The sequence below is a fragment of the Acinetobacter sp. UNC436CL71CviS28 genome, assembly GCF_000620525.1.
Classification (GTDB): domain Bacteria; phylum Pseudomonadota; class Gammaproteobacteria; order Pseudomonadales; family Moraxellaceae; genus Acinetobacter; species Acinetobacter radioresistens.
The window spans coordinates 1-23,315 of sequence record NZ_JIBB01000038.1; the positions used below are offsets into that span (position 1 = coordinate 1).

Below are 23,315 nucleotides of genomic sequence, written 5' to 3' on the forward strand. Positions count from 1 at the left end.
CTGTTCGGAAACTTCCATTGCCCCTAAAATCGCAATATTGACGTGTCCACCACGAATCATGGCAAAGGATTCAGCACTTGAGAAAAATGCAGCGCCGGGCCGGGCTGTTACGGTCTGCTTACCCGCATTGATCAGATCAGCATCCACCGTTTCTTCAGTCGGAAACTCCCCAATCCCCAGTAAACCGTTTTCAGACTGGAGCCAGACATTGACCTGTTCTGGAATATAGTTGGCGACCAGGGTCGGCAATCCAATACCCAGGTTGACATAAAATCCGTCTTCAAGCTCCTGTGCGGCACGCTGTGCCATTTCATTACGTGACCAAACCATATTTATCCCTCCGCCGTTTTCAGTGTCATCTGTTCAATCCGTTTTTCAGGTGTGGCATTGAGTACAATACGGTTAACATAGATTCCCGGCAGGTGAATAGCATCCGGATCCAGCTCACCAATCTCGACAATCTGTTCAACTTCAGCCACAGTAATTTTTCCGGCCATGGCACAGACCGGATTAAAGTTCTGTGCAGTTTTGCGAAAGACCAGATTTCCGGCTTTGTCGGCTTTATAGGCTTTAACCAGCGATATATCGGCTGTCAGTGATTCTTCCAGAATATAGGTTTTGCCGTTGAACTCTCGCTCTTCCTTCCCTTCAGCAATGAGAGTGCCTACGCCGGTCTGGGTAAAAAAAGCGGGAATACCAGCACCGCCGGCCCGCAGTTTTTCGGCCAGCGTACCTTGAGGGGTAAGTTCAACTTCAAGTTCACCACTCAGGTATTGACGCTCGAATTCTTTATTTTCTCCAACATAGGATGAAATCATTTTCTTGATCTGACGGGTAGTCAGAAGCTTTCCTAAGCCGAAGTCATCTACTCCTGCATTATTGGAAATACAGGTCAGGTCTTTTACTCCGGTTTCTTTTAGAGCTGAAATCAGAGCCTCAGGAATACCACATAGGCCGAATCCGCCTACAGCAATCTGTTGACCATCCTGTACAATATCTTTTAACGCATCGGATGCTGAGGGATAAACTTTATTATTCATAGGACCTCATCCTTAATTTTTTATAGACTTTATACTGTGCAAAGTTTTTGTTTATAGGCCTGTGCAAATTTAGACGGATTAGGCCGATGCAATACCTCTGCAATATAGTCTGCGGCTGCCATCAGTTTTTCGAGCTGTATACCCGTATCAAAACCCATCTGGCTAACCAGATAATAGACATCTTCAGTTGCAACATTACCTGAAGCACCTTTGGCATAAGGACAGCCACCAAGTCCTGAGATTGAAGAATCAAAGCTACGGATTCCTTGCTGAATCGACTCATAGATATTAGTAATTGCCATGCCATAAGTGTCATGAAAGTGCCCAGCTAGAGCTTCTTTTGGCAGGAGTTCAAAGCATTCTTTCCAGACTGCGCGAACCCTTAACGGTGTAGCGGTTCCAATAGTTTCACCTAACGATACTTCATAACAGCCCATGTCATATAAAGTCTTTGCAACTTCTGCAACTTTCTGAGGGGAAATTGCACCCTCGTAAGGGCAGTCCACCATACACGATACATAACCACGCACCCGAATATTATGCTGTTTGGCCTGTTGTATAATATCTTGAAAACGTTCAAGGCTCTCCTGAATCGAACAATTAATATTTTTCTGAGTGAAGCTTTCTGAGGCTGCCGTAAAAACTGCAATTTCCTGACACTTCACCTGAAGGGCGGCTTCAAAACCTTTCAAATTAGGAGTTAGCAGACTCAGTGAAATATCATCCTGTTTCGGGAGCTGTGCATAAAGTTCATCACTGTTAGCCATTTGTGGAACCCACTTTGCCGATACACAAGAGCCCACTTCTATCGCTTTAATCCCCGTTGCCATCAGGCGAGTAAGAAACTCGTAACGCTGCTGAAAAGTGATCACACTTTTTTCATTTTGCAGGCCATCACGTGCACCGACTTCAACAATCCTGATACTTTCATTCATGCAGAGGCCTCCGCTTCAATACAGAAATCTAGCAATTCATCACCGGCAGCGACCTGATCACCCGACTGGAAGAACAGATTGTTAATGATACCGTCCTGTGGTGCCCGGATGGTATATTCAATTTTCATAGCTTCCAGTGTCATGAGCGGTTCATCTTTTTTGACCTGAGCAAACTGCTCTACCAGTACCTGAGTAATAATGCCTGGCATAGGTGCCTTAAGATTACCTGCTTCTTCAGCCTCACCTTCTACATGGGCATACGGATCAATAATTTCAAACTCATAGGGTTGTGCCTGTTCAAAGAGCACCAGACTTGAGTCACACTTTACAAAGCATAGCTTATGTTGATGATTATCTATCTGGAGATGGGCTGTATTAGATGCAGTCAGTTCGCCAGAAATTTTAAAATCTTGATTATAGACCTTGACCAGATAGCCCTGTTTTAAGATAGCCAGTTCAATATCATAAATTTCCTGCTGATGGCGTAACTGAACATGGGTTTTAGCCTGCTGGTTCAATCGCCAGAAGTTAGGCTGTTGCCAAGGATCATGCGGCAGGGAGTGCTTTAACGTCTGCTGAAGCAGATGGAGGACAGCAGCTTGTGCCAGTAGAGATGGTTTAATCTCAGGCTTTGAACTGAACAGCTGGATATTTTCACGCTCGATCAGTCCAGTATCTAAGTTTGGCTGGCTAAATGATCCAGTTCCCACCAGACGGTGCAGGAAAGCTACATTATTACCCACACCCTGAATATAAAAGTTTTGCAAGGCATACTGCATCTGGCGCAGTGCATCCTGACGGGTTTTGCCCCAGACAATCAGCTTGGCAATCATCGGGTCATAAAAGCTGCTGATGCTGTCGCCCTGAATAATGCCGCTATCTACCCGCACATGTGCATTCTGCTGTAGGTATTGCAGAAAATGAATTTTACCAATCGAGGGTAAAAAGCCATTATCTGGATCTTCTGCATAAATCCGAGCTTCCAAGGCATGACCTTGAATAGAAAGATCTGCCTGAGCTTTAGGTAGAGGCTCACCATAGGCAACCCGTAGCTGCCACTCGACCAGATCCTGTCCGGTAATCATTTCAGTCACCGGATGTTCGACCTGCAGGCGAGTATTCATTTCCATAAAATAAGCTGTACCATCCTGCTCGACAATAAATTCGACTGTACCGGCACCTACGTAGTTGACAGCGCGTGCGGCGTCAATCGCAGCCTGGCGCATGGCCTCAAGTTTTTCTTCTGGCATCAGCGGAGCAGGGGCTTCCTCCAGAACCTTCTGGTGACGGCGCTGTACTGAACAGTCACGCTCAAACAGATGAACATAATTGCCATGCTTGTCACCAAAAACCTGAACCTCAATGTGTCTTGGGCGCGTGACATAACGTTCAATTAATACATCTTCATTACCAAAACTTGATCGAGCTTCGCTCTTGCAGGAGGTCAGAGAACTTAAGAAGTCTTCACTGCGTTCCACCAGACGCATGCCTTTACCGCCACCACCTGCACTGGCTTTAATCAGCACCGGGTAGCCAATCGCATCGGCCTGCTGTTTTAAAAAATCCGGCTCCTGATTTTTGCCATGATAACCTGGTGTCAACGGCACACCGGCCTTTTCCATGAGTGCTTTAGAGGTAGCTTTTAGACCCATTGCCCGGATTGCTTCCACCGGCGGCCCAATAAATTCGATACCATTTTGCTGGCAGGCTAGTGCAAAATCATCATTTTCAGATAAAAAGCCATAACCCGGATGGACCGCTTCTGCACCGGTTAGCAGTGCTGCTTCTATAATCCGTTCAATTTGCAGGTAACTTTCACTGGCTGGAGCACGACCAATACAGATGGCTTCATCTGCCTGTTTAACATGCTGTGCCTCGGCATCAGCTTCAGAATAAACCGCAACAGTTTGAATGCCGAGTTCCTTGGCAGTACGGATGACACGACAGGCAATTTCACCACGGTTCGCAATTAAAATTTTCTTAAACATAATCCTTTATCCTGCTTTTTATGATTTTGTGGAAAATAGCCTTAAGCGCACCAGTGTGGTGTACGTTTTTCCAAAAAGGCACTCAGGCCTTCTTGTGCCTCTTCGCCCAGCCGTAATCTTGCGATATGAGTTGCGGTCTGCTGCATAAGTTCAGGAGTCAGTTCCTGTTCGGCTACAGTGTCGATCAGTTGTTTGGAGGCCGTTTGTGCCTGCGGGCTACCTAATAGCAGCTGTTCAATTATTTGTTGAATGCCTGTATCCAGTGCTTCGGCACTATAGACTTCATGAGCCAGACCGATGGCTTTAGCCTGCTGTGCTGAAAGCCGCTCAGCAGTTAAAAAGTAACGTGAAGCCTGACGCGCACCAATAGCCCGAATTACATAGGGACTGATGGTAGAGGGAGCCAGTCCCAAACGTACTTCAGAGGTTGCAAACATTGCTTTTTCGCTGGCAATACATATATCACAGGCCGAGGCCAGGCCTAACCCGCCTCCTAGTGCTGCACCATGCACACGGGCAATGGTGGGCTGTCTAAGATGAGCCAGTTTATGCAGCATGGTGGCCAGCTTCATGGCATCCTGCTGGTTCTCTTCACTACTAAAATGACGGGCTGCTTTCATCCAGTTCAGGTCTGCGCCAGCAGAGAAATTTTTGCCGCGGCCTGCCAGTATTACCACACGAGTATTCACGTTTTGCTCTAGCGCATCAAAACACTGGCTGAGCTCGGCAATTAATTGTGCATTAAAGGCATTGTGCAGTTCTGGACGGTTTAGCCAGACATAGGTGGCTCCATTAGGCTGCTCTTCAATTTCAATCAGTTCAAAATGCTTCATGAATCTCTCCTACATGCGAAATACGCCAAAATGGGTTTCTTCAATTGGAGCATTCAAGGCCGCGGACAAACTGAGTGCAAGTACCTGACGGCTTTGTGCAGGATCAATTACCCCGTCATCCCACAGTCGGGCAGAGGCATAATAAGGATGGCCCTGGCGCTCGTACTGTTGTCGAATCGGATTTTTGAACTCGTCTTCCTGCTCGGCAGTCCAGTTTTCGCCTTTGCTCTCAATGGCATCGCGGCGTAAAGTGGCAAGAACACTAGCAGCCTGCTCGCCACCCATGACCGATATACGTGAATTAGGCCATGTCCACATAAAACGTGGTGAATATGCGCGGCCACACATGCCATAGTTTCCGGCCCCAAACGAGCCGCCGATTACCAGCGTGATTTTAGGAACTTTGGCTGTAGCAACTGCCATGACCAGTTTGGCACCATGTTTGGCAATTCCTTCATTTTCATACTGGCGGCCAACCATAAAGCCGGTAATATTCTGAATGAATAGCAGTGGAATTTTGCGTTGTGTACACAGTTCAATAAAATGCGCGCCTTTCTGGGCAGATTCGGAAAAGAGAATGCCATTATTGGCAATAATTCCAACTGGCATACCATACAGATGAGCGAAGCCTGTAATAAGCGTAGTTCCAAACCGTGCCTTGAATTCATCGAAGCGTGAACCATCAACAATTCGTGCAATGATTTCCCGTACATCAAAAGGTTTGCGGCTGTCACTCGGAATAATGCCATATAGCTCTTCGGCATCAAATAATGGTGATTCAATCTCTTTTAGCTGAAGCTGTGCTGCTTTTTTCCAGTTCAGGTTGGCTACAATCCTGCGGGCGATTCCAAGTGCATGCAGATCATTTTCAGCCAGATGGTCGGCAACACCGGAAAGACGGGTATGGACATCGCCACCGCCGAGATCTTCGCTAGTAACCACTTCGCCTGTGGCTGCCTTGACCAGTGGCGGGCCACCCAGAAAAATTGTACCCTGATTACGCACAATAATAGTTTCATCCGACATGGCCGGTACATAGGCACCCCCTGCGGTACAGCTGCCCATGACCACTGCAATTTGCGGAATGCCTTTGGCAGACATCTGTGCCTGATTATAGAAAATCCGGCCAAAATGGTCGCGGTCTGGAAATACTTCATCCTGGAGTGGCAGGAAAGCTCCTCCCGAGTCTACCAGATAGATGCAGGGCAGCCGGTTCTGCTCGGCAATTTCCTGGGCCCGAAGGTGTTTTTTGACTGTAAGCGGATAATAGGTACCACCTTTAACTGTGGCGTCATTGGCAATAATCATGCACTGTACATCATGCACCTGACCAATACCGGCAATTACACCAGCAGAAGGTACATCATTGTCATACAAGCCATAGGCAGCCAGCTGGCCAATTTCCAGAAAAGGGCTGCCTGTATCTAGAAGGCGCTCAATACGCTGACGTGGTAGCAGTTTACCCCGGGCCAGATGTTTTTCTCGGGCCTTTTCTCCACCACCCAACTGGATTTTGGCAGCCAGCTGGTTTAGGTCATCGACCAGTTCCTGCATAGCCTGCTTATTCTGTTTGAATTCTTCACTACGGCTATTCATCTTGATTGCAATCTGGTTCATGGCAGTCATCCTTGTGCATTAAGGTTAAAGGGATCAGGCTGTTTCGTTGAACAGCTCACGGCCAATCAGCATGCGTCGGATTTCTGAAGTGCCGGCACCGATCTCATACAGTTTGGCATCGCGCCATAAACGCCCTGTAGCAAAGTCATTGATATAACCATTACCACCTAAAGTCTGAATTGCTTCACCGGCCATCCAAGTGGCTTTTTCAGCTGAATATAAAATGGCGCTCGCTGCATCTTTACGCAGAGCACGGCCATGATCTGCACGGTCACAGGCTTGACCTACGCTGTATACTAGAGCCTTGCAGGCCAGCCAGGTCGAATACATGTCGGCAATTTTGCCTTGCATTAACTGGAACTCGCCTAGTGCCTGACCGAACTGCTTACGTTCATGCAGGTAGGGCATTACAATATCCAGACAGGCATCCATAATGCCAAGTGGGCCGCCGCTTAGTACAGCACGTTCATAATCAAGTCCACTCATGAGTACCTTGACACCGTTACCCACTCCACCCAGTACATTCTCGGCAGGTACTTCACAGTCATCAAAAAACAGAGGGTAAGTGTTAGAGCCGCGCATCCCCAGTTTGTCCAGGTGGTGGCCATGACTAAAGCCTTTCATGTCTTTTTCAATTAAGAAGGCCGTCATGCCTTTGGCACCTGCCTGCAGATCGGTTTTGGCATAGACCACCAATACGTCAGCATCACCGCCATTGGTGATCCACATTTTTGAACCATTTAATACATAGCGGTCGCCTTTCTGGTCAGCACGAAGTGTCATACTTACCACGTCCGAACCGGCATTCGGTTCAGACATTGCCAGCGCTCCTACATATTCACCAGATACCAGTTTTGGAAGGTAACGCTGTTTCTGTGCTTCAGTACCATGACGGTGAATCTGGTTGATACAGAGGTTAGAATGCGCACCATAAGACAGGCCAATAGATGCACTGGCCCGCGAGATTTCTTCCATGACCAGAATGTGTGCCAGATAACCCATATTACTGCCGCCGTACTCTTCAGAGACGGTCATGCCCAACAGGCCCATGTCACCCATTTTTTTCCAGAGTTGCGCTGGAAACAGATTATCCTGATCGGCCTTGGCCGCAAGAGGCGCCACTTCCTTTTTGGCAAAGTTCTGAACCGATTCCTGTAGGGCCTTTAGGGTATTATCTATTCCAAAATCAATTGTTTGTAAATTCATTCTCTACCATCCTGTAGAACTGTATTTGTTATTTCGCAGCTATATTTGTTGTGACCTGAGTTCACAATACAATTATTTTTTAAAAAAGTGAACCTTTATTCATAAAATGATTTATAATTCATTTTAAGGCGTGAAGTAAATAATATTTTTCTTATGAACTATAAAAGATCTTCTTTGATGGAAGAACGGATGGCACAGAACCGGCTGGCCATTTTACAGGCTACACGTGACCTGACTGCTCGTGGGGGATTTAAAGATGCCCAGATTAATGCCATTGCAGAACTGGCCGGTATTTCAAGCGGTCTGGTCTACCGTTACTTTAATTCAAAAAACCAGTTACTGGTGGAAGTCCTGACCGACGCTGCCATGCAGGAAATTCGCATTCTTGAGTCCATCTACCGGGAAGACCTGCCGCCAAAAGAAAAACTGTTTAAGGCCGTTACAGCCTTTGTAAAACGCGCACTTACCGGACCGCAGCTGGCTTATTCACTCATCTTCGAACCAGTCGATGTGGCTATCGAAATTGAGCGTGTACGGGTTAAGCAGCTAATCAAGAATGCCATTATTGATATTTTGAAAGAAGGGCAGGAAAGTGGAGATTTCAGTTTTGACGATGTCAATACTGCAGCCCTGTGTATTGTTGGTGCCATGACTTTTGCTGTAGTCGAGCCGATTGACCCGGCTCGCCGTAAAAAGTTTGATAAGCAGGACTTTGTCCGTTATGTAGCTGAGTTCTGTCTGCAGGCAGTCGTTCGTGCACCTCAACCGGTACAAGGAGAAAATTAACACCTAAAACATGCCTGTTGTATGGATAAGAAAGAACTGAACAAAGAATTGCACATAACAATACGTAAAACACAATGAAAACCGGGGTCATGTATCGACCCCTAATAACAATCTGAAAAACACAATGACAATGAATCAAGGAGTAGGATTCAATGACAGATACACAATTAAGTTATGCATCTGGTGCAAGTGAGCAACCTTTACTGGGCATGACCATTGGACAGAAATTTGATCAGGCATGTGCGCAATATGCTGCACAGGATGCCGTTGTCTCGGTTCACCAAAATCGTCGCATCAGTTATGCAGAATTGAGAACACTGGTTGATGCATTTGCCTGTAATCTGCTTGAGCTGGGACTAAAAAAAGGTGATCGCCTTGCAATCTGGGCACCAAACTGTGTGGAATGGACCATTGCACAGTTTGCCACGGCTAAGGCAGGTATCATTCTGGTCAACCTGAATCCATCTTATCGCAGTCATGAACTTGAATATGTGCTCAATAAGGTGTCCTGTGTTGGCCTGATTATGGCAGTACAGTGCAAAACAAGTAACTTTAAGGAAATTTTACTCAAGATTGTTCCTGAGCTGCATGAAACTCAAAGCCGTGAACTGTCATTACAGCGACTGCCGCATTTAAAACATCTGATTAAAATTGATGATCAGGCTCATCCTGCTTTCCACTGTTTCGATGATTTACTGACTTCACCTACCTCAGAGCAGTTGCAGGCGCTGCAAAATATCGGTCAGGAATTACAATTCGATGAAACTATTAATATCCAGTTTACATCTGGTACTACCGGTAACCCCAAAGGGACCATGCTGACCCATAACAATATTCTGAATAATGGCTATTTTGTTGGTGAACGAATTTTACTTACCCCGCAGGACAGGGTATGTATTTCGGTACCACTATTTCACTGTTTCGGTATGGTCATGGGAAATCTGGCCTGTGTAACTCATGGTTCTGCAATGGTCTATCCATGTGATGTGTTTAATCCACTTAGCAGTTTAAAAGCTATTGAGCAGGAAAAATGTACGGCTGCTTACGGTGTGCCTACCATGTTTATTGCCATGCTGGAACATGAGCAGTTTAACGAGTTTGACCTGAGCAGCCTGCGTACCGGAATTATGGCGGGCAGTCCGTGTCCGCGTGAGATTATGCAGCGTGTGATCGACCGTATGCATATGTCACAAGTGACCATATGCTATGGCATGACTGAAACCTCGCCGGTAAGTGCCCAGAGTATGGTAGATGACCCGATTGAAACCCGGGTCAATACAGTGGGACGCATACATCCGCACGTAGAAATCAAGATTATCGACCGTAACGGCAAGATTGTACCGCGCGGCAAACTTGGCCAGCTATGTACCCGGGGCTATTCAGTCATGCTGGGCTATTGGGAAGATGAAGAAAAAACTAAAGAAGTGATTGATCAGACTGGCTGGATGCATACCGGAGATCTGGCGGAAATGGACCAGCAGGGCTTTATCCAGATTAAGGGCCGTATTAAAGATGTTGTCATTCGGGGAGGGGAAAACCTGTTCCCTAAAGAAATAGAGGATTTTTTATATACTCATCCCGATGTGTCTGATGTACAGGTTGTAGGTGTACCTGACCAGAAATATGGTGAGGAACTTTGCGCCTGTATTATTCTGCATCCGCATAGTAATACCAGTGAAGAAATTATCCGACAGTACTGCAAGGAACATATCTCGCACCAGAAAGTGCCGCGTTATATCCGGTTTGTAACAGCTTTTCCTTTAACGGCTTCAGGCAAAGCCCAGAAATATAAAATCCGTGAAATGATGCAACAGGAACTCAATTTAAAAGTTTCCTAACTTGATAAACTTATAAAAAAGCAGGGCAATCGCTCTGCTTTTTGTAATTTGGTATCTTAAATACTGATGCTGACAGTCAAAGAAAAAGTGCTGGAAACCTGCTATAGAAAAACAATGAACCAAAAATGACCGGTGCATTCATCAAGAGACTGGTACTTGGCCAGCCACACGTGTAATTTATCAGTTCAATGCCGTTGATAAAAAATAAAAGGAATCACAGGTTGCATGTTTAAATCTTTTTTTCCACAACCCAAAGTATTTTTTCTGTCATTGCTGTTCTGGTTCATGGTCAACCTGCTACTCTGGTATGTAGCAGGCGGACGGGAATGGGGAAGCTGGCTGGGCTTTCCATCAGATTATGCTCAGGCTGAACTGCCCATTGGGGTTAGCCGGTTCTGGTCTCCGGCATTTCTCTGGTTTTATTTGTGGTTCTTCATAGCTACTGCGATCTTTGCCATTTTTTGGCGATTTAAAGCAAATCATCCCTGGCAGCGCTGGTCGGTATGGGGCTCGGCATTTATTCTGTTTAATATCTGGTTTAGCGTACAGGTCAGTGTAGCCATTAATGCCTGGTATGGGCCATTCTGGGATTTAATTCAGCGAATGCTGAGTAGCGGTGGCGGTAATATCCGTGACCTGTATATGGGTACCTTGACCTTTTTATATATTGCCATGGTAGCAGTGACTATTATGGTCATTAATGCTTTCTTTACCAGTCATTATATCTTTCGTTGGCGTACCGCAATGAATGAATACTATACCGCGCATTGGGACCGGTTACGTCATGTTGAAGGAGCATCACAGCGGGTTCAGGAGGACACCATGCGTTTTGCCACTATTATGGAAGATTTAGGGGTCGAGCTGATTAAAGCGGTTATGGTTCTGGTTGCATTCCTGCCAATCCTATTTGAGCTCTCCCGGCATGTACCGGAATTGCCGCTGGTGGGGCAGGTAGAACACTCACTGGTCTGGGCAGCCATTGTCTGGGCTATCTTTGGTACGGTTCTGCTCATGGTGGTGGGTGTCAAGTTACCGGGCCTTGAGTTTAATAACCAGAAAGTTGAGGCAGCTTACCGTAAAGAGCTGGTATATGGTGAAGACTATGCAGACCGAGCCCAGCCGGCAACCTTAAAAGAGCTGTTTTCCCGCGTACGCCAGAACTATTTCCGTTTATATTTTCATTACGCCTATTTTAATCTGGTGGCAACCTGGTACCGCCAGCTTGATATCCTCTACAGTCTGGTCGTGCTTTTCCCTGCTATTGCAGCCGGCAAGATGACTTTGGGCCTGATCAACCAGATTGGTAATGTTTTCGATAAAGTCCGTGAATCATTTCAGTATCTGATTATGTCCTGGAAAACGATTATCGAGCTGTTATCGATCTATAAACGTCTCAAGACCTTTGAAGCCGTATTAGATGATTAAAGCTGCTTTTACTCCACCCGCCTCGGCGGGTTTTTCAATATAAAAAATCTGGTCAATTCCTTATATACCGGTTTTACTGACCGTAAGCCGTAGTCTGTTATTACGCTACAGTATTCCGCTTATTATTAAGGGATTACAAACTTTTGATGTCTTTGGAACATTATCTTCATGGTTTCGCTATAAACTTTCTAATGCACCTATTTACACAGTCATAATAGGTAAGCCAGCAGCCAGTATGCTACAAATAAACGGTTTTATATAATTGGCCAAATATTAAAAAGCAGGGAAATACTATGGCGCTTATATCCTTGAGCAAGTTTCGCGGACTTTTTATAGGGGCAACCTTACTAGGGGCCTCTCAGATTGCATTGGCTGGCCCAACGGTGGATCAGCTCAGTAACTGTTTGATGAAATCGACCACCGCCACCGATAAAACCGTAGTTCTGCAATGGACCTTTGTGGCATTGGGTAATCATCCCGACTTAAAGGCCTTTAGTAATGTGACTGCGACACAAAAGGAAGCATTAGATAAGAATCTGGCCACTGTGCTGCAACGCATACTGGTAGAGCAATGTTCGGCACAGACCAAAGCAGTGATTCAGACTGAAGGTTTGCAGGCGGTGGGAGATAGTTTTCAAGAGTTAGGCAGTATTACAGGTGAAGAAATTCTTAAAACGCCTGAAATTAAACAGCAGCTTAATGGTGTTCTGAAATATGTAGATTTGAATAAGCTGGTAACAACTTTCTTGACGCCGGATCTTTGGAATAAGTTGGGTGTTACCCGTTAAAATCTCGGATAAAAATAAGTTGTATAAGTAAAAAGCTGCGGTTCAAGTTTGTCTTAACCGCATCGTGATAAAACGTTGTTTAAGCTCATGCCAATTGGTCGAAATCCAGCACACAAAAGAACCCAAAGTCACCATGATTGCCCCAAGCCAAAAGGTTTTCGATAGAGGTGTTTGTAAAATCCACATCGACATGATGGATGAAAATATTGGGCTGAAATAAGACAGCGTGACCAGCATGGTGATATTGCCTCGGTTAATGCCAATATTCCATGCGGCATAACCTAAACCTGTCACGGTAGAGACCATCAGCATATACATCAATGTTGTGGCATCGATCTGAACGATGTGTACAAATTGCTCAGGATGTAGTACGAGCATTTTGAGCCACAGCACTAGACTGGTGGCAATAAAAAAGAGGCTAATCGGGTTATGTCCCTGACTGTATTTTTTAGTCATCACACAATACAGTGACCATAAACTTGCGCCTACAAATGCTAGTCCATAACTGAGCGGATTACTTTGCATATGGCTAATCACCGTAGCAAGATCAATCGCACCATTCCCAGTTTGAATATAGAACACGCCTGCAAGGCTAATCCCTAAACCTAAAATCACCCACTTATTGAAGTTCAGTTCTTTAAATAGAATCAGCATCAAGATGGTCATACTCGGCCACAGGTAATTGACTAGGCTGATTTCAATGGCTTGTTGTGCGTTTTGGGCAAGGGCAATGGCGTAGGAAAAGCAGATTTCATACACTACAAATAATGCTGTTGCCCCAAAGAGGTACTTACGCGGAATTTGTTTTAAGTTAGGAATACGAAACAGGGCAAACAGTAGTACCGCACTTAAGCTATACATAAATAGCACAGCTAAATCTGCACCGATATTTGCACTAACTTTTTTCAGTAAACCCACGATAGACGACCACTGTAAAATAGCACTGAAGCCAATCAGGGTAGCGAGGTTTTTGGACATGGTAATGGGGGGATGGGAGAATGCGCAGATTCTATTCTAATTAATCAATTTCCAATATGGGAAAAGTGGCATTTTTTGAGCAGATTTTAAATTTCCGTTAAGAATAGCTTTATGATTTGAATATCCCGATGATGAGTTTAATCAACCAGTAAATCGGGTAGAGAATAAAATCCATTCCAAAGACAAAGTCTTCGCTACGTTGTTTTCTGTGGGGTGTAGGTTGCATTTCAGCGATCCATTTACGGCTTTTTGGAATCATCAGCAAAATGATGATCACTGCTATAAATATGCCAATGGCAATTTGAATGATGGTGAGTAAGAGTTCAGGTGTCATTTTTGTTTTTCTGCGACTTTTTTGTTTTATAGCATAAAAATAATCCTCTCCCTAACCCTCTCCTTTAAGAAAGGAGAGGGAACTTCGCGTATCAAATTAATCAAATGACATTCCCTCTCCCACTGGGATGAGCAGCACTGCTGCGCAAGGGGTGAGGGAGCTAGGCGTCTCCTAAGTCTTCGAGTTTGGCGATAGATGATACTTTTTAATGGTCATGTTGTTTTTGGTGTGAAGTGCTTGGATTAAATTTATGAAAATTAAATGATAATGCTTTCCCTCAGTTTTAAATTTTCATTATTTTATGGGTTATAATTTAATCTAAAAGGTGATCAATAAAAAGAGGCAAAATTTATAATAGGGATTGCTGAACTTGAGGTTAATGCACGTTTAGTTTTACTTGTATACGAAGCATTATTAAGATCTTTTTGGAGAAAACAGACCTTAAAGAATTTTTTAAGAAATACAGGTATAAGTGAACATATAATTTCAAGTTGGGGAGATGGAGAATCAAAACGTGAATTTTTAGATAGACTATTTACTGCCTTATCAAAAAATCAGAAAGGTAAATCTGTTGTACTTAAATGGGCTTATGAATTGTCTGAACAAAGAACTTTTCCTGATCTTCGTGGATGGGAGGATTCAGATTTAAAAATACAGCAAGCGCATAAGTCTGTTGTAGAGTTAAGATCTTATATAAATCAGAAATTAGACGATCTTAAATCAGAGCAAGAAAAGCAAAAGACAAAAGATAACGTTAAAGAAATCCAAAATGAAATTAGAAAATCACTTGTTGATAGGGAAAGTTTACAACAGCAACTTTATAGCCTGCTGCCATTCGTTGGTACTCAACAAGGTGGTTATGATTTTGAAAAATGGTTTTATGAAGCCTTAGACTATTCTGATATTCAATCTAGGACACCATATAAAGTAGATGGTCGGCAGATAGATGGCTCATTAACGATAGATGGGACTACTTATTTAGTTGAATTAAAGTTTACGAAAAACCAAACTGGTTCAGAAGTCATTGATAGTTTTAAAGCTAAAATTGATAAAATGGCTGACAACACAATGGGCATCTTTGTTTCGATGTCTGGTTATTCTTCCCAAGCTATTAAGGAAGCATCAGGTAGAAGAACAACACTTTTGCTTCTAGAGTCGAGTCATTTATTCACTTTCTTACAAGGCATAGAATCATTGAAAGATATTATAAGAAGAAGTAGGCGACATGTTTCATAAACCTCTGAGGCCCTTTTAAACACTACTTATATTGAATAAAAAAACCCGCTCTAAAGCGGGTCTTCTATTCCAAAATCAATCAGCCTCAACCAATCAATTTCTTCATCAACTCATTGACTTGCGCAGGGTTCGCTTTACCTTTCGCTGCTTTCATCACTTGACCAACAAGACCGTTAAAGGCTTTCTCTTTACCAGATTTATACTCGTCAACCATCTTCTCGTTGGCAGTAAGAACTTCCTTAATAATCGCTTCAATCGCGCCTGTATCAGTTTCCTGTTTCAAGCCTTTTTCCGCAATAATCTCGTCCGCAGTTTTGCCTTCTTCCCACATAAAGCCGAACACTTGTTTCGCGATCTTACCGTTAATCGTGTTGTCGACAATACGTGCAACCATACAGCCCAATTTCTCAGCCGATACAGGAGAATCAGCCAATTCTAAGCCAGCTTTATTTAAAGCACCTGAGAATTCGCCCATCACCCAGTTCGCCGCAATCTTACCTTGTGCAGCGCCACCAGCAGCCTTAACGACGTCTTCGTAGAATTCTGACATTTCACGCGTAAGCGTTAATACGTGCGCATCGTACTCAGTCACACCAAAGTCCGCTACAAAACGCGCACGACGTGCAGCAGGCAGCTCAGGCATGGTCGATTTAATCGCTTCGATTTGCTCGTCAGCAATGATGACAGGCAACAAGTCTGGGTCAGGGAAGTAGCGGTAATCGTTCGCTTCTTCTTTAGAACGCATTGAACGCGTTTCCATCTTCACAGGGTCGAATAAACGTGTTTCTTGTTCAATGGTGCCATCCCATTCAAGGATTTCCATTTGACGTTCAATTTCCACGTTAATCGCTTGTTCAATGAAACGGAAGGAGTTGAGGTTTTTCAGCTCACAACGTGTACCGAAAGGTTGACCCGGACGACGTAAAGACACGTTACAGTCAGCACGGAACGAACCCTCAGCCATGTTACCGTCAGAGATCCCTAACCAACGCACTAGCGTGTGAATCGCTTTAATGTAGGCAACGGCTTCTTCAACAGAACGCATATCCGGTTCAGATACGATCTCTAAAAGTGGCGTACCTGCACGGTTCAAGTCAATGCCTGACATGCCTTCAAACTGGTCATGGATTGATTTACCAGCATCTTCCTCAAGGTGCGCACGCGTCACGCCAATACGTTTAACCGTACCATCTTCAAGTTGAATGTCAATATGACCCAAGCCCACAATCGGATTGTCCATCTGGCTAATCTGGTAGCCTTTTGGAGAATCCGGATAAAAGTAGTTTTTACGTGCAAACACAGAAGCTTGGTCGATGTAGGCATCAATACCCAAACCAAAGCGAATCGCTAAATCCACCACTTCTTTGTTGAGTACTGGCAATACGCCCGGCATGGCCAGATCAACCAGGCTGGCTTGAGTGTTTGGGTCTTGACCGAATTCAGTCGATGAACCTGAGAAAATTTTAGATTTGGTCGCAAGCTGAGTGTGAATCTCGATCCCAATAACGACTTCCCAACCATCAATCAGGTTAGATTTTGGTTTAGCAGTGTTCTTAGCCATTATGCGTTCTCCTCAGCAATTGCCGCACGTTGGGTGTGCCAGTCGGTTACCTGCTGATACTGGTGTACTACAGACAGCAGTTGTGACTCAGACCAGTAATTACCAATCAGTTGCAGGCCTACAGGCAGCTGGTTGGCATCGAAACCAATTGGCGCATTAATAGCTGGCAGACCGGCAAGGTTGACCGCAAGGGTATAGATATCGCCCAGATACATGGCTACCGTATCTTGTGCAGCACCCAGTTGATAGGCAGTAGTCGGTGCGCTTGGAGCCGCAATGACATCGACCTGTTCAAAGGCTTTCAGAAAATCCTGCTGAATCAGGCGACGAACTTTCTGGGCTTTCACGTAGTAAGCATCATAATAACCGGCTGACAGGGCATAGGTTCCAATCAGGATCCGGCGCTGGACTTCTGTACCAAAACCTTCCGAACGCGAACGTTTGTAAAGATCCATCAAGTCCATCGGATTTTCACAGCGATAACCATAACGCACGCCGTCATAACGTGACAGGTTGGATGAGGCCTCGGCCGGAGCAATCAGATAATAAGTCGGAACGTAAGCCTCAGTCATGTTCAGGTCAATTTCAACCAGAATCGCGCCCATTTCTTCGAGCTTTTTCAATGACTCTTCAACACGCGCTTTTACTTCAGCATTCAACCCATCAACCTGAAAATACTGCTTAGGAATACCAATACGTAAACCTTTAACAGAAGCTGTATTCAAGTTGGCTACATAATCGTCGACTTCCTGATTCATGGAGGTCGAGTCTTTTTCATCATGGCCGGCCATGACATTCATCAAATAAGCGCAGTCTTCAGCAGAACGTGCCATCGGGCCACCTTGATCCAGTGACGAGGCATAGGCAATCATTCCGAAACGGGATACACGGCCATAGGTAGGTTTCAGACCGGTAAGACCACAAAAAGATGCAGGCTGACGAATTGAACCACCGGTATCGGTGCCGGTGGCAAACGGAGCAAGATCTGCTGCCACAGCCGCTGCCGATCCGCCCGATGATCCACCCGGCACACAGCTTAAATTCCACGGGTTTTTGGTCGCGCCGTAAAATGAATTCTCGGAGGTTGAACCCATAGCGAATTCATCCATATTCACTTTACCCAGTGTGACCAGACCAGCTGATTTGCCCTTGGCAACTACGGTAGCATCATAAGGGGAAATAAAGTTGTCCAGCATTTTAGAGCCGGCAGTGGTTTTAATACCTTGAGTACAGAAAATATCTTTATGTGCGATAGGTACGCCAGTAAGTACAGTTGCGGTACCGGTTTTAATCGCAGCATCAGCAGCATCAGCTTGAGCCAGTGCCTGTTCGGCAGTTACAGTGACATAGCTGTTAACCTGCGCATCAATTTTTTCAATACGGTTTAAATAGTGCTGAGTCAATTCGCGCGAGGAAAACTGGGCTGTTTTTAAGCCTTCGGCAAGTTCACGAATCGATAAACGATGTAAATCAGTCATGAGTTAAATTCTTTTAGGTTCAGTTTTGAAGTACAGAAGTTGACCAGATAATTATTCAATTACACGTGGAACCAGATACAGGCCCGCTTCAGTAGCTGGGGCAACTGCCTGATATTCTTCACGATGATTGGTTTCAGTCACAACATCCTGACGTAATGGCTGAGGGTGATCAAATGGACTTTTTAGCGGTTCAACACCCTCAGTATCGATTGCTTTTAAGGTATCCATCATGCCTAAAATTTTATTTAGACTTTGAGCATATTCAGCAGATTGCGTATCATTGAGCGAAAGACGTGCAAGATTGGCGATTGCTGAAACTGTTTGTGCATTTAAATCTGCAGAATGCTGAGCATCCGGTGTAGACATACCATCACCTAATCAGTATTAAAAAATTCAAAATATCGTGCGTTATAATAAGCGATTGACTTGTTCAACGCACTACATTTAGTTAAAGTTGCCACCTTGCGTCCACATAAAGTTTAACTGAGAACGACCCGTGATTCTAAAACGACTAATTGGCTTGTTTTCGCCGGATCTAGCCATTGATTTAGGTACAGCAAATACACTTATTTATGCACCAGGGCGGGGCATCATTCTGAATGAACCGACAGTTGTCGCGATCCGTCACAGTGGTTCACAGAAAATTGTTGCCGCCGTAGGCCTGGATGCGAAACAGATGCTTGGACGTACCCCGGCAAATATTTCTGCCATACGTCCGATGAAAGATGGCGTAATTGCCGACTTTGAAGTAACTGAGACCATGCTGAACCAGTTCATTGGCAAAGTCCATGAGAAGCGCCTGTTTCCACCTGCACCACGTGTTGTGGTGTGTGTACCATGCAAATCGACACTGGTTGAGCGTCGTGCTATCCGTGAAGCGGTATTTAATGCAGGTGCGCGTGATGTCCGCCTGATTGAAGAGCCGATGGCGGCTGCAATCGGTGCAGGTATGCCGGTTGAGCAGGCATGCGGTTCTATGGTGGTTGATGTTGGTGGTGGTACCACTGAAATTGCGATTATTTCCCTACAGGGGTGTGTGTACGCAGATTCTTTACGTATTGGCGGTGATGTTTTTGATGAGCAGATCATTAATTATGTGCGTAAAGCACATGGTTGCGTGATTGGTGAAACAACTGCCGAACTGATCAAGAAAGAAGTGGGTATGGCGATCGGAGACGGTACAACACTTGAAATCGAAGTGCGTGGCCGTAACCTGGCTGAAGGCGTTCCCCGTTCAATTACTGTAACCTCTGATGAAATTACTCAGGCGATTGCTGATCCGCTTTCCAATATTGTCAGTGCAGTGAAATCGGCACTCGAACAGACTCCACCAGAGCTGTCCTCTGATATTGCCGAGCGCGGAATTGTGCTTACAGGCGGTGGTGCATTGCTGCGTAATCTGGACAAACTGCTGGCTCAGGAAACCGGACTGCCTGTTATGGTTGCAGAAGATCCACTGACCTGTGTGACTCGCGGTGGCGGTAAGGTACTCGAATTCTTCGATAACCCGAATCATGACATGCTGTTTGTAGGTTAAGTTAGGAACCAGGCGGTGCAACCGAATCTTTTTTCAAGACAACCGCCATCTTTTCGCTCATTCATCATAGCGGTGATCACCTGCCTTATTGTGCTGTTTTTTGACTGGCGCATGCCGCATGTGGTGCAACCTGCCAGGGAAGTCCTGTACGCTGCATATAATCCTATTTATGCACTGGCAAGCTATCCCGTGTTGTCGAGAGAATGGCTGAGTCAACAAACCAAATCTGAAGCCCAGCTGCGCCGTGAAAATACTGCGATGCAGGCCGAGCTGTTACAGGCTCAGGTGCGTCTACAGAAACTGTCAGAGCTCTCTGCCGAGAATACACGTTTACGCGGTCTGCTCGATACGCCACTTATTATTGATGGTCGTATGGAAATTGCAGAAGTCATCGGTACTGATGCTGATCCCTTACGACATATCATTATTATTAACCGGGGAGCCAGCAATCAGCTCAAGGTGGGGCAGACTGTGCTGGATGACCGTGGAGTAATGGGGCAGATCATTGATGTCTATCCGCATTCTAGCCGTGTAATGTTGCTCTCGGACAAGGAACATTCGCTATCTGTACGTCTGGAACGGACCGGTATGCGTGCCATTGTGGCAGGAACAGGCGATCTCGGGCTGCTGAAAATGGAATACGTGCCGACCAGTGCAGATATCAAACCGGGAGACAAAATCTATACTTCAGGGTTAGGTGAACATTTTCCGGCAGGCTATCTGGTGGGTACCGTATCTAAAGTCAGACGCCATAATTCAGGTGAGTTCGCCCAGATTCAGGTGATTCCAGCTGCACAGCTGGCTGGTGGACATCATGTGGTGATCCTGTTTTCGGACTCTCTAGCGATGGAGCAACCCTATGCCAATCGCTAAGTTGCGTTATGAAAAGCGTAAAGATCCATTGATTGTCATTATCCTGTCAGTCATAGTCGGGTCAGTATTAATGGTCTATCCACTGTCTTATGACATTTCCGGATGGCGGCCATTATTTATGCTGATGATCATGCTGTTCTGGATATTGTGTCAGCCAAGCTGGACAGGTGTCTGGTTTGCCTTTGCAGTGGGCATTTTTACAGACTTGCTACGTGATGCGCCCCTGGGAATGAATGCACTCAGTTTTGTGCTGATCACCTTTGTCGTACGCTGGTTTACCCGTGAACGCCGGATTTTAACCTTTGGCAATTTATGGGTACTGGCAACGCTAGCAATTTTTGCCCATCTGCTATTTACCTGGTTCACCCAGGTTATGGCCGGGCTGCATTTTTCAATTGCACGGCACTGGCAACCGTTACTTAGCAGTATTTTGTGCTGGCCCATCCTTTATTACCTGCTGCGAAAATGGCGCATCTGATTCTGGCCTCAAGTTCGCCAAGGCGACAGGAGCTGCTCAGGCAATTAGGACTGGAATTCGATATTCACAGTCCTGATATTGACGAGAGCACAAGAGCAGGTGAAAGTGTCGGTGAGTACGTAGAGCGTCTGGCTCGTCAAAAAGCACAGGCAGTACTCGCACAATATCCTGAATCTGTAATTATTGCTGCTGATACCAGTCTCGGGCTGGATGGTACCATTATTGGTAAACCTGAATCGAAGCAGCATGCCTTTGAAATCTGGTCAAAATTATCTGGCAGACACCATGATATTTTTTCAGGGGTCTGTATTGCCACATCCCGGCAGATTTCGAGTATAGTGGTACATACCCAGGTTGAATTTCAAACACTCAGTCCAAATGACATGGAGCGTTATTGGGCGACCGGAGAGCCAGAAGGCAAAGCGGGTGCATATGCCATACAGGGCATTGCAGCGCAATATATTCCCCGGATTTTTGGCAGCTACACCAATGTGGTCGGGTTGCCGTTACATGAGACAATACAGTTATTAAAAGCAGTTAAGGCACTAAATTAACCGCTGGAAAGAATTTTTATAATGTTTTGAGTTTTAGTATGTCTGATGAGCTACTCATTAATGTTACCCCTATGGAATGCCGGGTTGCATTAGTTGAAAATGGTACGGTCAATGAACTGTTTGTTGAACGGACTGTCAAGCGTGGTCTGGTGGGAAATATCTATAAAGGCAAAGTAGTCCGTGTATTGCCTGGCATGCAGGCTGCTTTTGTCGATATCGGCCTTTCACGTACAGCTTTTTTACATATCAATGACATGATCTGGCCCCGCAACCAGCCTACTCCCAACGTATTTGAATTATTACAGCCCGGCCAGATTTTGACGGTACAGGTCATGAAAGATATGCTGGGTACTAAAGGCGCGCGGCTGTCTACTGACCTTTCAATTCCTTCCCGCTATCTGGTACTGATGCCATTTGGAAATCACATTGGGGTTTCACAGCGAATCGAATCAGAAGAAGAGCGTGACCGGCTGCGTTCACTGATTGAGAAAATTCAGCAACAGCACGATTTACCAGGTAGTGTAATTGTGCGTACGGCAGCTGATGGCGTCGATGAAGCAGATATTGCCCAAGATATGGCCTACCTTGCCAAGCTTTGGGAATATATTCAGCGCAAACAGCGTGCTACCACTGTCCCATCTCTGATTTTTGAAGAATTACCTTTGCCTCAGCGTGTTATCCGTGATCTGGCCAATGAAGAAACTGCCAAAATCTATATTGATTCGCGGGAAATCTATACCAAACTGAGCGAATTTATTGAAGAGTTCGTACCGGGTATGCAAGATCGTCTGATTCACTACCCAGGTGAGCGCCCACTTTTCGACTTGTATAATGTCGAAGAAGACCTGCAAAAAGCCTTGCAGACACGAGTGGCCTTAAAATCAGGTGGCTATCTGATGATTGATCAGACTGAAGCCATGACTACTATTGATGTTAATACAGGTTCCTATGTGGGCGGCCGTTCACTTGAAGATACGGTCTTTAAAACCAATATGGAAGCCACTCAAGTGATTGTCCGGCAGTTACGACTACGCAACTTGGGCGGCATCATTATTATTGATTTTATTGACATGCAGGAAGCGAACCACCGCAATGAAGTCATGCACCAGTTTGAAAAAATGCTGGAACGGGATCATGCCAAAACTAAAATTACACAAGTTTCCGAATTGGGACTGGTAGAAATGACCCGGAAACGAACTCGGGAGTCTTTAGAACATCTATTATGTGAAGCTTGCCCAACCTGTCAGGGACGGGGATATGTGAAGACAGCAGAAACAGTATGTTACGAGATATTTCGAGAAATTATGCGCTATGCTCGGGCATTTGAATCACAAAGTGGCTTTACAGTAGTTGCCCATCCTGCGGTCATAGACCGTCTATTAACAGCAGAAGCACCAGCAGTGGCTGATTTAGAGCATTTTGTAAATCGGGTAATTAAGTTCCAGGTCGAAAATCTGTATACGCAAGAGCAATATGACATCATCTTAAGCTAAAGTTGTAACAGAATTTCGCTTAATCCTTGTTACAACTGAAATTTTACTTTCATGCATGAATTTTCAATACTAGATGCATTGGGTAGCCAAAGACTTTTCTCCCCTATGTAGTCTTAGCAAATGAGGTAAATGACATGAATGTTAGTGAAAGAATTATTCATAAAGGTTTTCAACACGTACTTGATTCAAAAAAAGTCAATACATGCTATATGCTTGATGATGATGGTCGAGAAATCCAGATTACTACTGCGATGATCCGCTCGGTTTGTCACCAGCTTTTAAAACAGTGCCGTACTATTAAAAAATAAGGGGCTTAATTCTGCCCCTCAATTTTCTA

At 45.1% G+C, this 23,315-nt stretch carries 23 protein-coding genes; 11 read left to right on the top strand and 12 right to left on the bottom strand.

Annotated elements, in window-relative coordinates:
* The 7 genes from N518_RS0112350 to N518_RS0112380 form a co-directional block, all read right to left on the bottom strand.
* Positions 1–330, bottom strand: a 330-nt coding sequence (locus tag N518_RS0112350; protein ID WP_026444345.1) for a succinyl-CoA--3-ketoacid-CoA transferase, incomplete at its 3' end; no start/stop codon positions are given.
* A 2-nt stretch (positions 331–332) separates the two neighbouring features.
* Positions 333–1,040 (bottom strand): CoA transferase subunit A, encoded by a 708-nt coding sequence (locus N518_RS0112355; RefSeq protein ID WP_026444346.1) that lies wholly within the window; start codon positions 1,038–1,040, stop codon positions 333–335.
* A 29-nt stretch (positions 1,041–1,069) separates the two neighbouring features.
* Complete coding sequence (locus N518_RS0112360) at positions 1,070–1,975, bottom strand: hydroxymethylglutaryl-CoA lyase (protein ID WP_005024857.1); 906 nt, start codon at positions 1,973–1,975, stop codon at positions 1,070–1,072.
* Positions 1,972–3,963 carry an acetyl/propionyl/methylcrotonyl-CoA carboxylase subunit alpha gene (locus tag N518_RS0112365; protein WP_017400966.1) on the bottom strand — a complete coding sequence of 664 codons (1,992 nt, stop codon included), beginning with the start codon at positions 3,961–3,963 and terminating at the stop codon, positions 1,972–1,974. The genes N518_RS0112360 and N518_RS0112365 overlap by 4 nt, the downstream gene beginning before the upstream one ends.
* Before the next feature lie 41 nt (positions 3,964–4,004).
* Positions 4,005–4,796, bottom strand: a complete 792-nt coding sequence (locus N518_RS0112370; RefSeq protein WP_005406937.1) for an enoyl-CoA hydratase-related protein — start codon at positions 4,794–4,796, stop codon at positions 4,005–4,007.
* 9 nt (positions 4,797–4,805) lie between these two features.
* On the bottom strand, positions 4,806–6,413 hold the full coding sequence (locus N518_RS0112375; RefSeq protein ID WP_005024864.1) for a carboxyl transferase domain-containing protein: 1,608 nt from the start codon (positions 6,411–6,413) through the stop codon (positions 4,806–4,808).
* Positions 6,414–6,446: 33 nt separating this feature from the next.
* Positions 6,447–7,619 carry an isovaleryl-CoA dehydrogenase gene (locus N518_RS0112380; protein WP_026444347.1) on the bottom strand — a complete coding sequence of 391 codons (1,173 nt, stop codon included), beginning with the start codon at positions 7,617–7,619 and terminating at the stop codon, positions 6,447–6,449.
* Positions 7,620–7,772: 153 nt separating this feature from the next.
* On the opposite strand from N518_RS0112380, the gene N518_RS0112385 reads away from it, so the two are divergent.
* The 4 genes from N518_RS0112385 (at position 7,773) to N518_RS0112400 (ending at position 12,456) form a co-directional block, all read left to right on the top strand.
* Positions 7,773–8,405, top strand: a complete 633-nt coding sequence (locus N518_RS0112385; protein ID WP_005404936.1) for a TetR/AcrR family transcriptional regulator — start codon at positions 7,773–7,775, stop codon at positions 8,403–8,405.
* Positions 8,406–8,557: 152 nt separating this feature from the next.
* Positions 8,558–10,243, top strand: coding sequence for an AMP-binding protein (locus N518_RS0112390; protein WP_005406912.1), 1,686 nt, complete (start codon positions 8,558–8,560; stop codon positions 10,241–10,243).
* A gap of 225 nt (positions 10,244–10,468) precedes the next feature.
* A complete protein-coding gene (gene sbmA, locus N518_RS0112395) occupies positions 10,469–11,668 on the top strand; it encodes a peptide antibiotic transporter SbmA (protein ID WP_005406986.1) in 1,200 nt (399 codons plus the stop codon).
* Positions 11,669–11,961: 293 nt separating this feature from the next.
* Positions 11,962–12,456 (top strand): hypothetical protein, encoded by a 495-nt coding sequence (locus N518_RS0112400; RefSeq protein WP_005024872.1) that lies wholly within the window; start codon positions 11,962–11,964, stop codon positions 12,454–12,456.
* Positions 12,457–12,498: 42 nt separating this feature from the next.
* Here the strand turns inward: N518_RS0112400 and yddG are convergent, their stop codons facing one another.
* Positions 12,499–13,434 (bottom strand): aromatic amino acid DMT transporter YddG, encoded by a 936-nt coding sequence (gene yddG, locus N518_RS0112405; RefSeq protein ID WP_005024874.1) that lies wholly within the window; start codon positions 13,432–13,434, stop codon positions 12,499–12,501.
* A gap of 109 nt (positions 13,435–13,543) precedes the next feature.
* Positions 13,544–13,768, bottom strand: a complete 225-nt coding sequence (locus N518_RS0112410; protein ID WP_005024875.1) for a hypothetical protein — start codon at positions 13,766–13,768, stop codon at positions 13,544–13,546.
* Between the two features lie 594 nt (positions 13,769–14,362).
* Between N518_RS0112410 and N518_RS0112415 the strand changes: the two genes are divergently transcribed.
* Positions 14,363–15,004, top strand: coding sequence for a restriction endonuclease (locus N518_RS0112415; protein ID WP_005024877.1), 642 nt, complete (start codon positions 14,363–14,365; stop codon positions 15,002–15,004).
* 85 nt (positions 15,005–15,089) lie between these two features.
* On the opposite strand, the gene gatB is transcribed toward N518_RS0112415, so the two are convergent.
* From gatB to gatC, 3 genes are read right to left on the bottom strand one after another with little or no spacing between them, the layout of a single operon-like run.
* Complete coding sequence (gene gatB / locus N518_RS0112420) at positions 15,090–16,565, bottom strand: Asp-tRNA(Asn)/Glu-tRNA(Gln) amidotransferase subunit GatB (protein ID WP_005024879.1); 1,476 nt, start codon at positions 16,563–16,565, stop codon at positions 15,090–15,092.
* Positions 16,565–18,043 (bottom strand): Asp-tRNA(Asn)/Glu-tRNA(Gln) amidotransferase subunit GatA, encoded by a 1,479-nt coding sequence (gene gatA / locus N518_RS0112425; RefSeq protein WP_005024882.1) that lies wholly within the window; start codon positions 18,041–18,043, stop codon positions 16,565–16,567. Before gatA ends, gatB begins: the two co-directional genes overlap by 1 nt.
* Before the next feature lie 51 nt (positions 18,044–18,094).
* Positions 18,095–18,409, bottom strand: coding sequence for an Asp-tRNA(Asn)/Glu-tRNA(Gln) amidotransferase subunit GatC (gatC, locus tag N518_RS0112430; RefSeq protein ID WP_005015990.1), 315 nt, complete (start codon positions 18,407–18,409; stop codon positions 18,095–18,097).
* A gap of 130 nt (positions 18,410–18,539) precedes the next feature.
* Between gatC and N518_RS0112435 the strand changes: the two genes are divergently transcribed.
* From N518_RS0112435 to N518_RS17265, 6 genes are all read left to right on the top strand, one after another.
* On the top strand, positions 18,540–19,580 hold the full coding sequence (locus N518_RS0112435; RefSeq protein WP_005015988.1) for a rod shape-determining protein: 1,041 nt from the start codon (positions 18,540–18,542) through the stop codon (positions 19,578–19,580).
* Between the two features lie 15 nt (positions 19,581–19,595).
* Entirely contained in the window at positions 19,596–20,453 is an 858-nt protein-coding gene (gene mreC / locus N518_RS0112440; protein ID WP_005024884.1) for a rod shape-determining protein MreC, read from the top strand.
* Positions 20,440–20,931, top strand: coding sequence for a rod shape-determining protein MreD (gene mreD / locus N518_RS0112445; RefSeq protein ID WP_005024886.1), 492 nt, complete (start codon positions 20,440–20,442; stop codon positions 20,929–20,931). The genes mreC and mreD overlap by 14 nt, the downstream gene beginning before the upstream one ends.
* A complete protein-coding gene (locus tag N518_RS0112450) occupies positions 20,919–21,485 on the top strand; it encodes a Maf-like protein (RefSeq protein WP_026444348.1) in 567 nt (188 codons plus the stop codon). Before mreD ends, N518_RS0112450 begins: the two co-directional genes overlap by 13 nt.
* A 38-nt stretch (positions 21,486–21,523) precedes the next feature.
* Positions 21,524–22,978: a ribonuclease G gene (rng, locus tag N518_RS0112455; RefSeq protein WP_005406958.1), complete on the top strand. Its 1,455-nt coding sequence runs from the start codon at positions 21,524–21,526 to the stop codon at positions 22,976–22,978.
* A gap of 134 nt (positions 22,979–23,112) precedes the next feature.
* Positions 23,113–23,286, top strand: a complete 174-nt coding sequence (locus N518_RS17265; RefSeq protein ID WP_005015969.1) for a PA1571 family protein — start codon at positions 23,113–23,115, stop codon at positions 23,284–23,286.
* Positions 23,287–23,315: the final 29 nt, after the last annotated feature.

Coding starts and splice junctions, on each gene's coding strand:
- N518_RS0112355 (WP_026444346.1), bottom strand. CDS start 1,040: ATGAATAATAAAGTTTATCCCTCAGCATCCGATGCGTTAAAAGATATT.
- N518_RS0112360 (WP_005024857.1), bottom strand. CDS start 1,975: ATGAATGAAAGTATCAGGATTGTTGAAGTCGGTGCACGTGATGGCCTG.
- N518_RS0112365 (WP_017400966.1), bottom strand. CDS start 3,963: ATGTTTAAGAAAATTTTAATTGCGAACCGTGGTGAAATTGCCTGTCGT.
- N518_RS0112370 (WP_005406937.1), bottom strand. CDS start 4,796: ATGAAGCATTTTGAACTGATTGAAATTGAAGAGCAGCCTAATGGAGCC.
- N518_RS0112375 (WP_005024864.1), bottom strand. CDS start 6,413: ATGAACCAGATTGCAATCAAGATGAATAGCCGTAGTGAAGAATTCAAA.
- N518_RS0112380 (WP_026444347.1), bottom strand. CDS start 7,619: ATGAATTTACAAACAATTGATTTTGGAATAGATAATACCCTAAAGGCC.
- N518_RS0112385 (WP_005404936.1), top strand. CDS start 7,773: ATGAACTATAAAAGATCTTCTTTGATGGAAGAACGGATGGCACAGAAC.
- N518_RS0112390 (WP_005406912.1), top strand. CDS start 8,558: ATGACAGATACACAATTAAGTTATGCATCTGGTGCAAGTGAGCAACCT.
- sbmA (WP_005406986.1), top strand. CDS start 10,469: ATGTTTAAATCTTTTTTTCCACAACCCAAAGTATTTTTTCTGTCATTG.
- N518_RS0112400 (WP_005024872.1), top strand. CDS start 11,962: ATGGCGCTTATATCCTTGAGCAAGTTTCGCGGACTTTTTATAGGGGCA.
- yddG (WP_005024874.1), bottom strand. CDS start 13,434: ATGTCCAAAAACCTCGCTACCCTGATTGGCTTCAGTGCTATTTTACAG.
- N518_RS0112410 (WP_005024875.1), bottom strand. CDS start 13,768: ATGACACCTGAACTCTTACTCACCATCATTCAAATTGCCATTGGCATA.
- gatB (WP_005024879.1), bottom strand. CDS start 16,565: ATGGCTAAGAACACTGCTAAACCAAAATCTAACCTGATTGATGGTTGG.
- gatA (WP_005024882.1), bottom strand. CDS start 18,043: ATGACTGATTTACATCGTTTATCGATTCGTGAACTTGCCGAAGGCTTA.
- gatC (WP_005015990.1), bottom strand. CDS start 18,409: ATGTCTACACCGGATGCTCAGCATTCTGCAGATTTAAATGCACAAACA.
- mreD (WP_005024886.1), top strand. CDS start 20,440: ATGCCAATCGCTAAGTTGCGTTATGAAAAGCGTAAAGATCCATTGATT.
- N518_RS0112450 (WP_026444348.1), top strand. CDS start 20,919: ATGGCGCATCTGATTCTGGCCTCAAGTTCGCCAAGGCGACAGGAGCTG.
- rng (WP_005406958.1), top strand. CDS start 21,524: ATGTCTGATGAGCTACTCATTAATGTTACCCCTATGGAATGCCGGGTT.
- N518_RS17265 (WP_005015969.1), top strand. CDS start 23,113: ATGAATGTTAGTGAAAGAATTATTCATAAAGGTTTTCAACACGTACTT.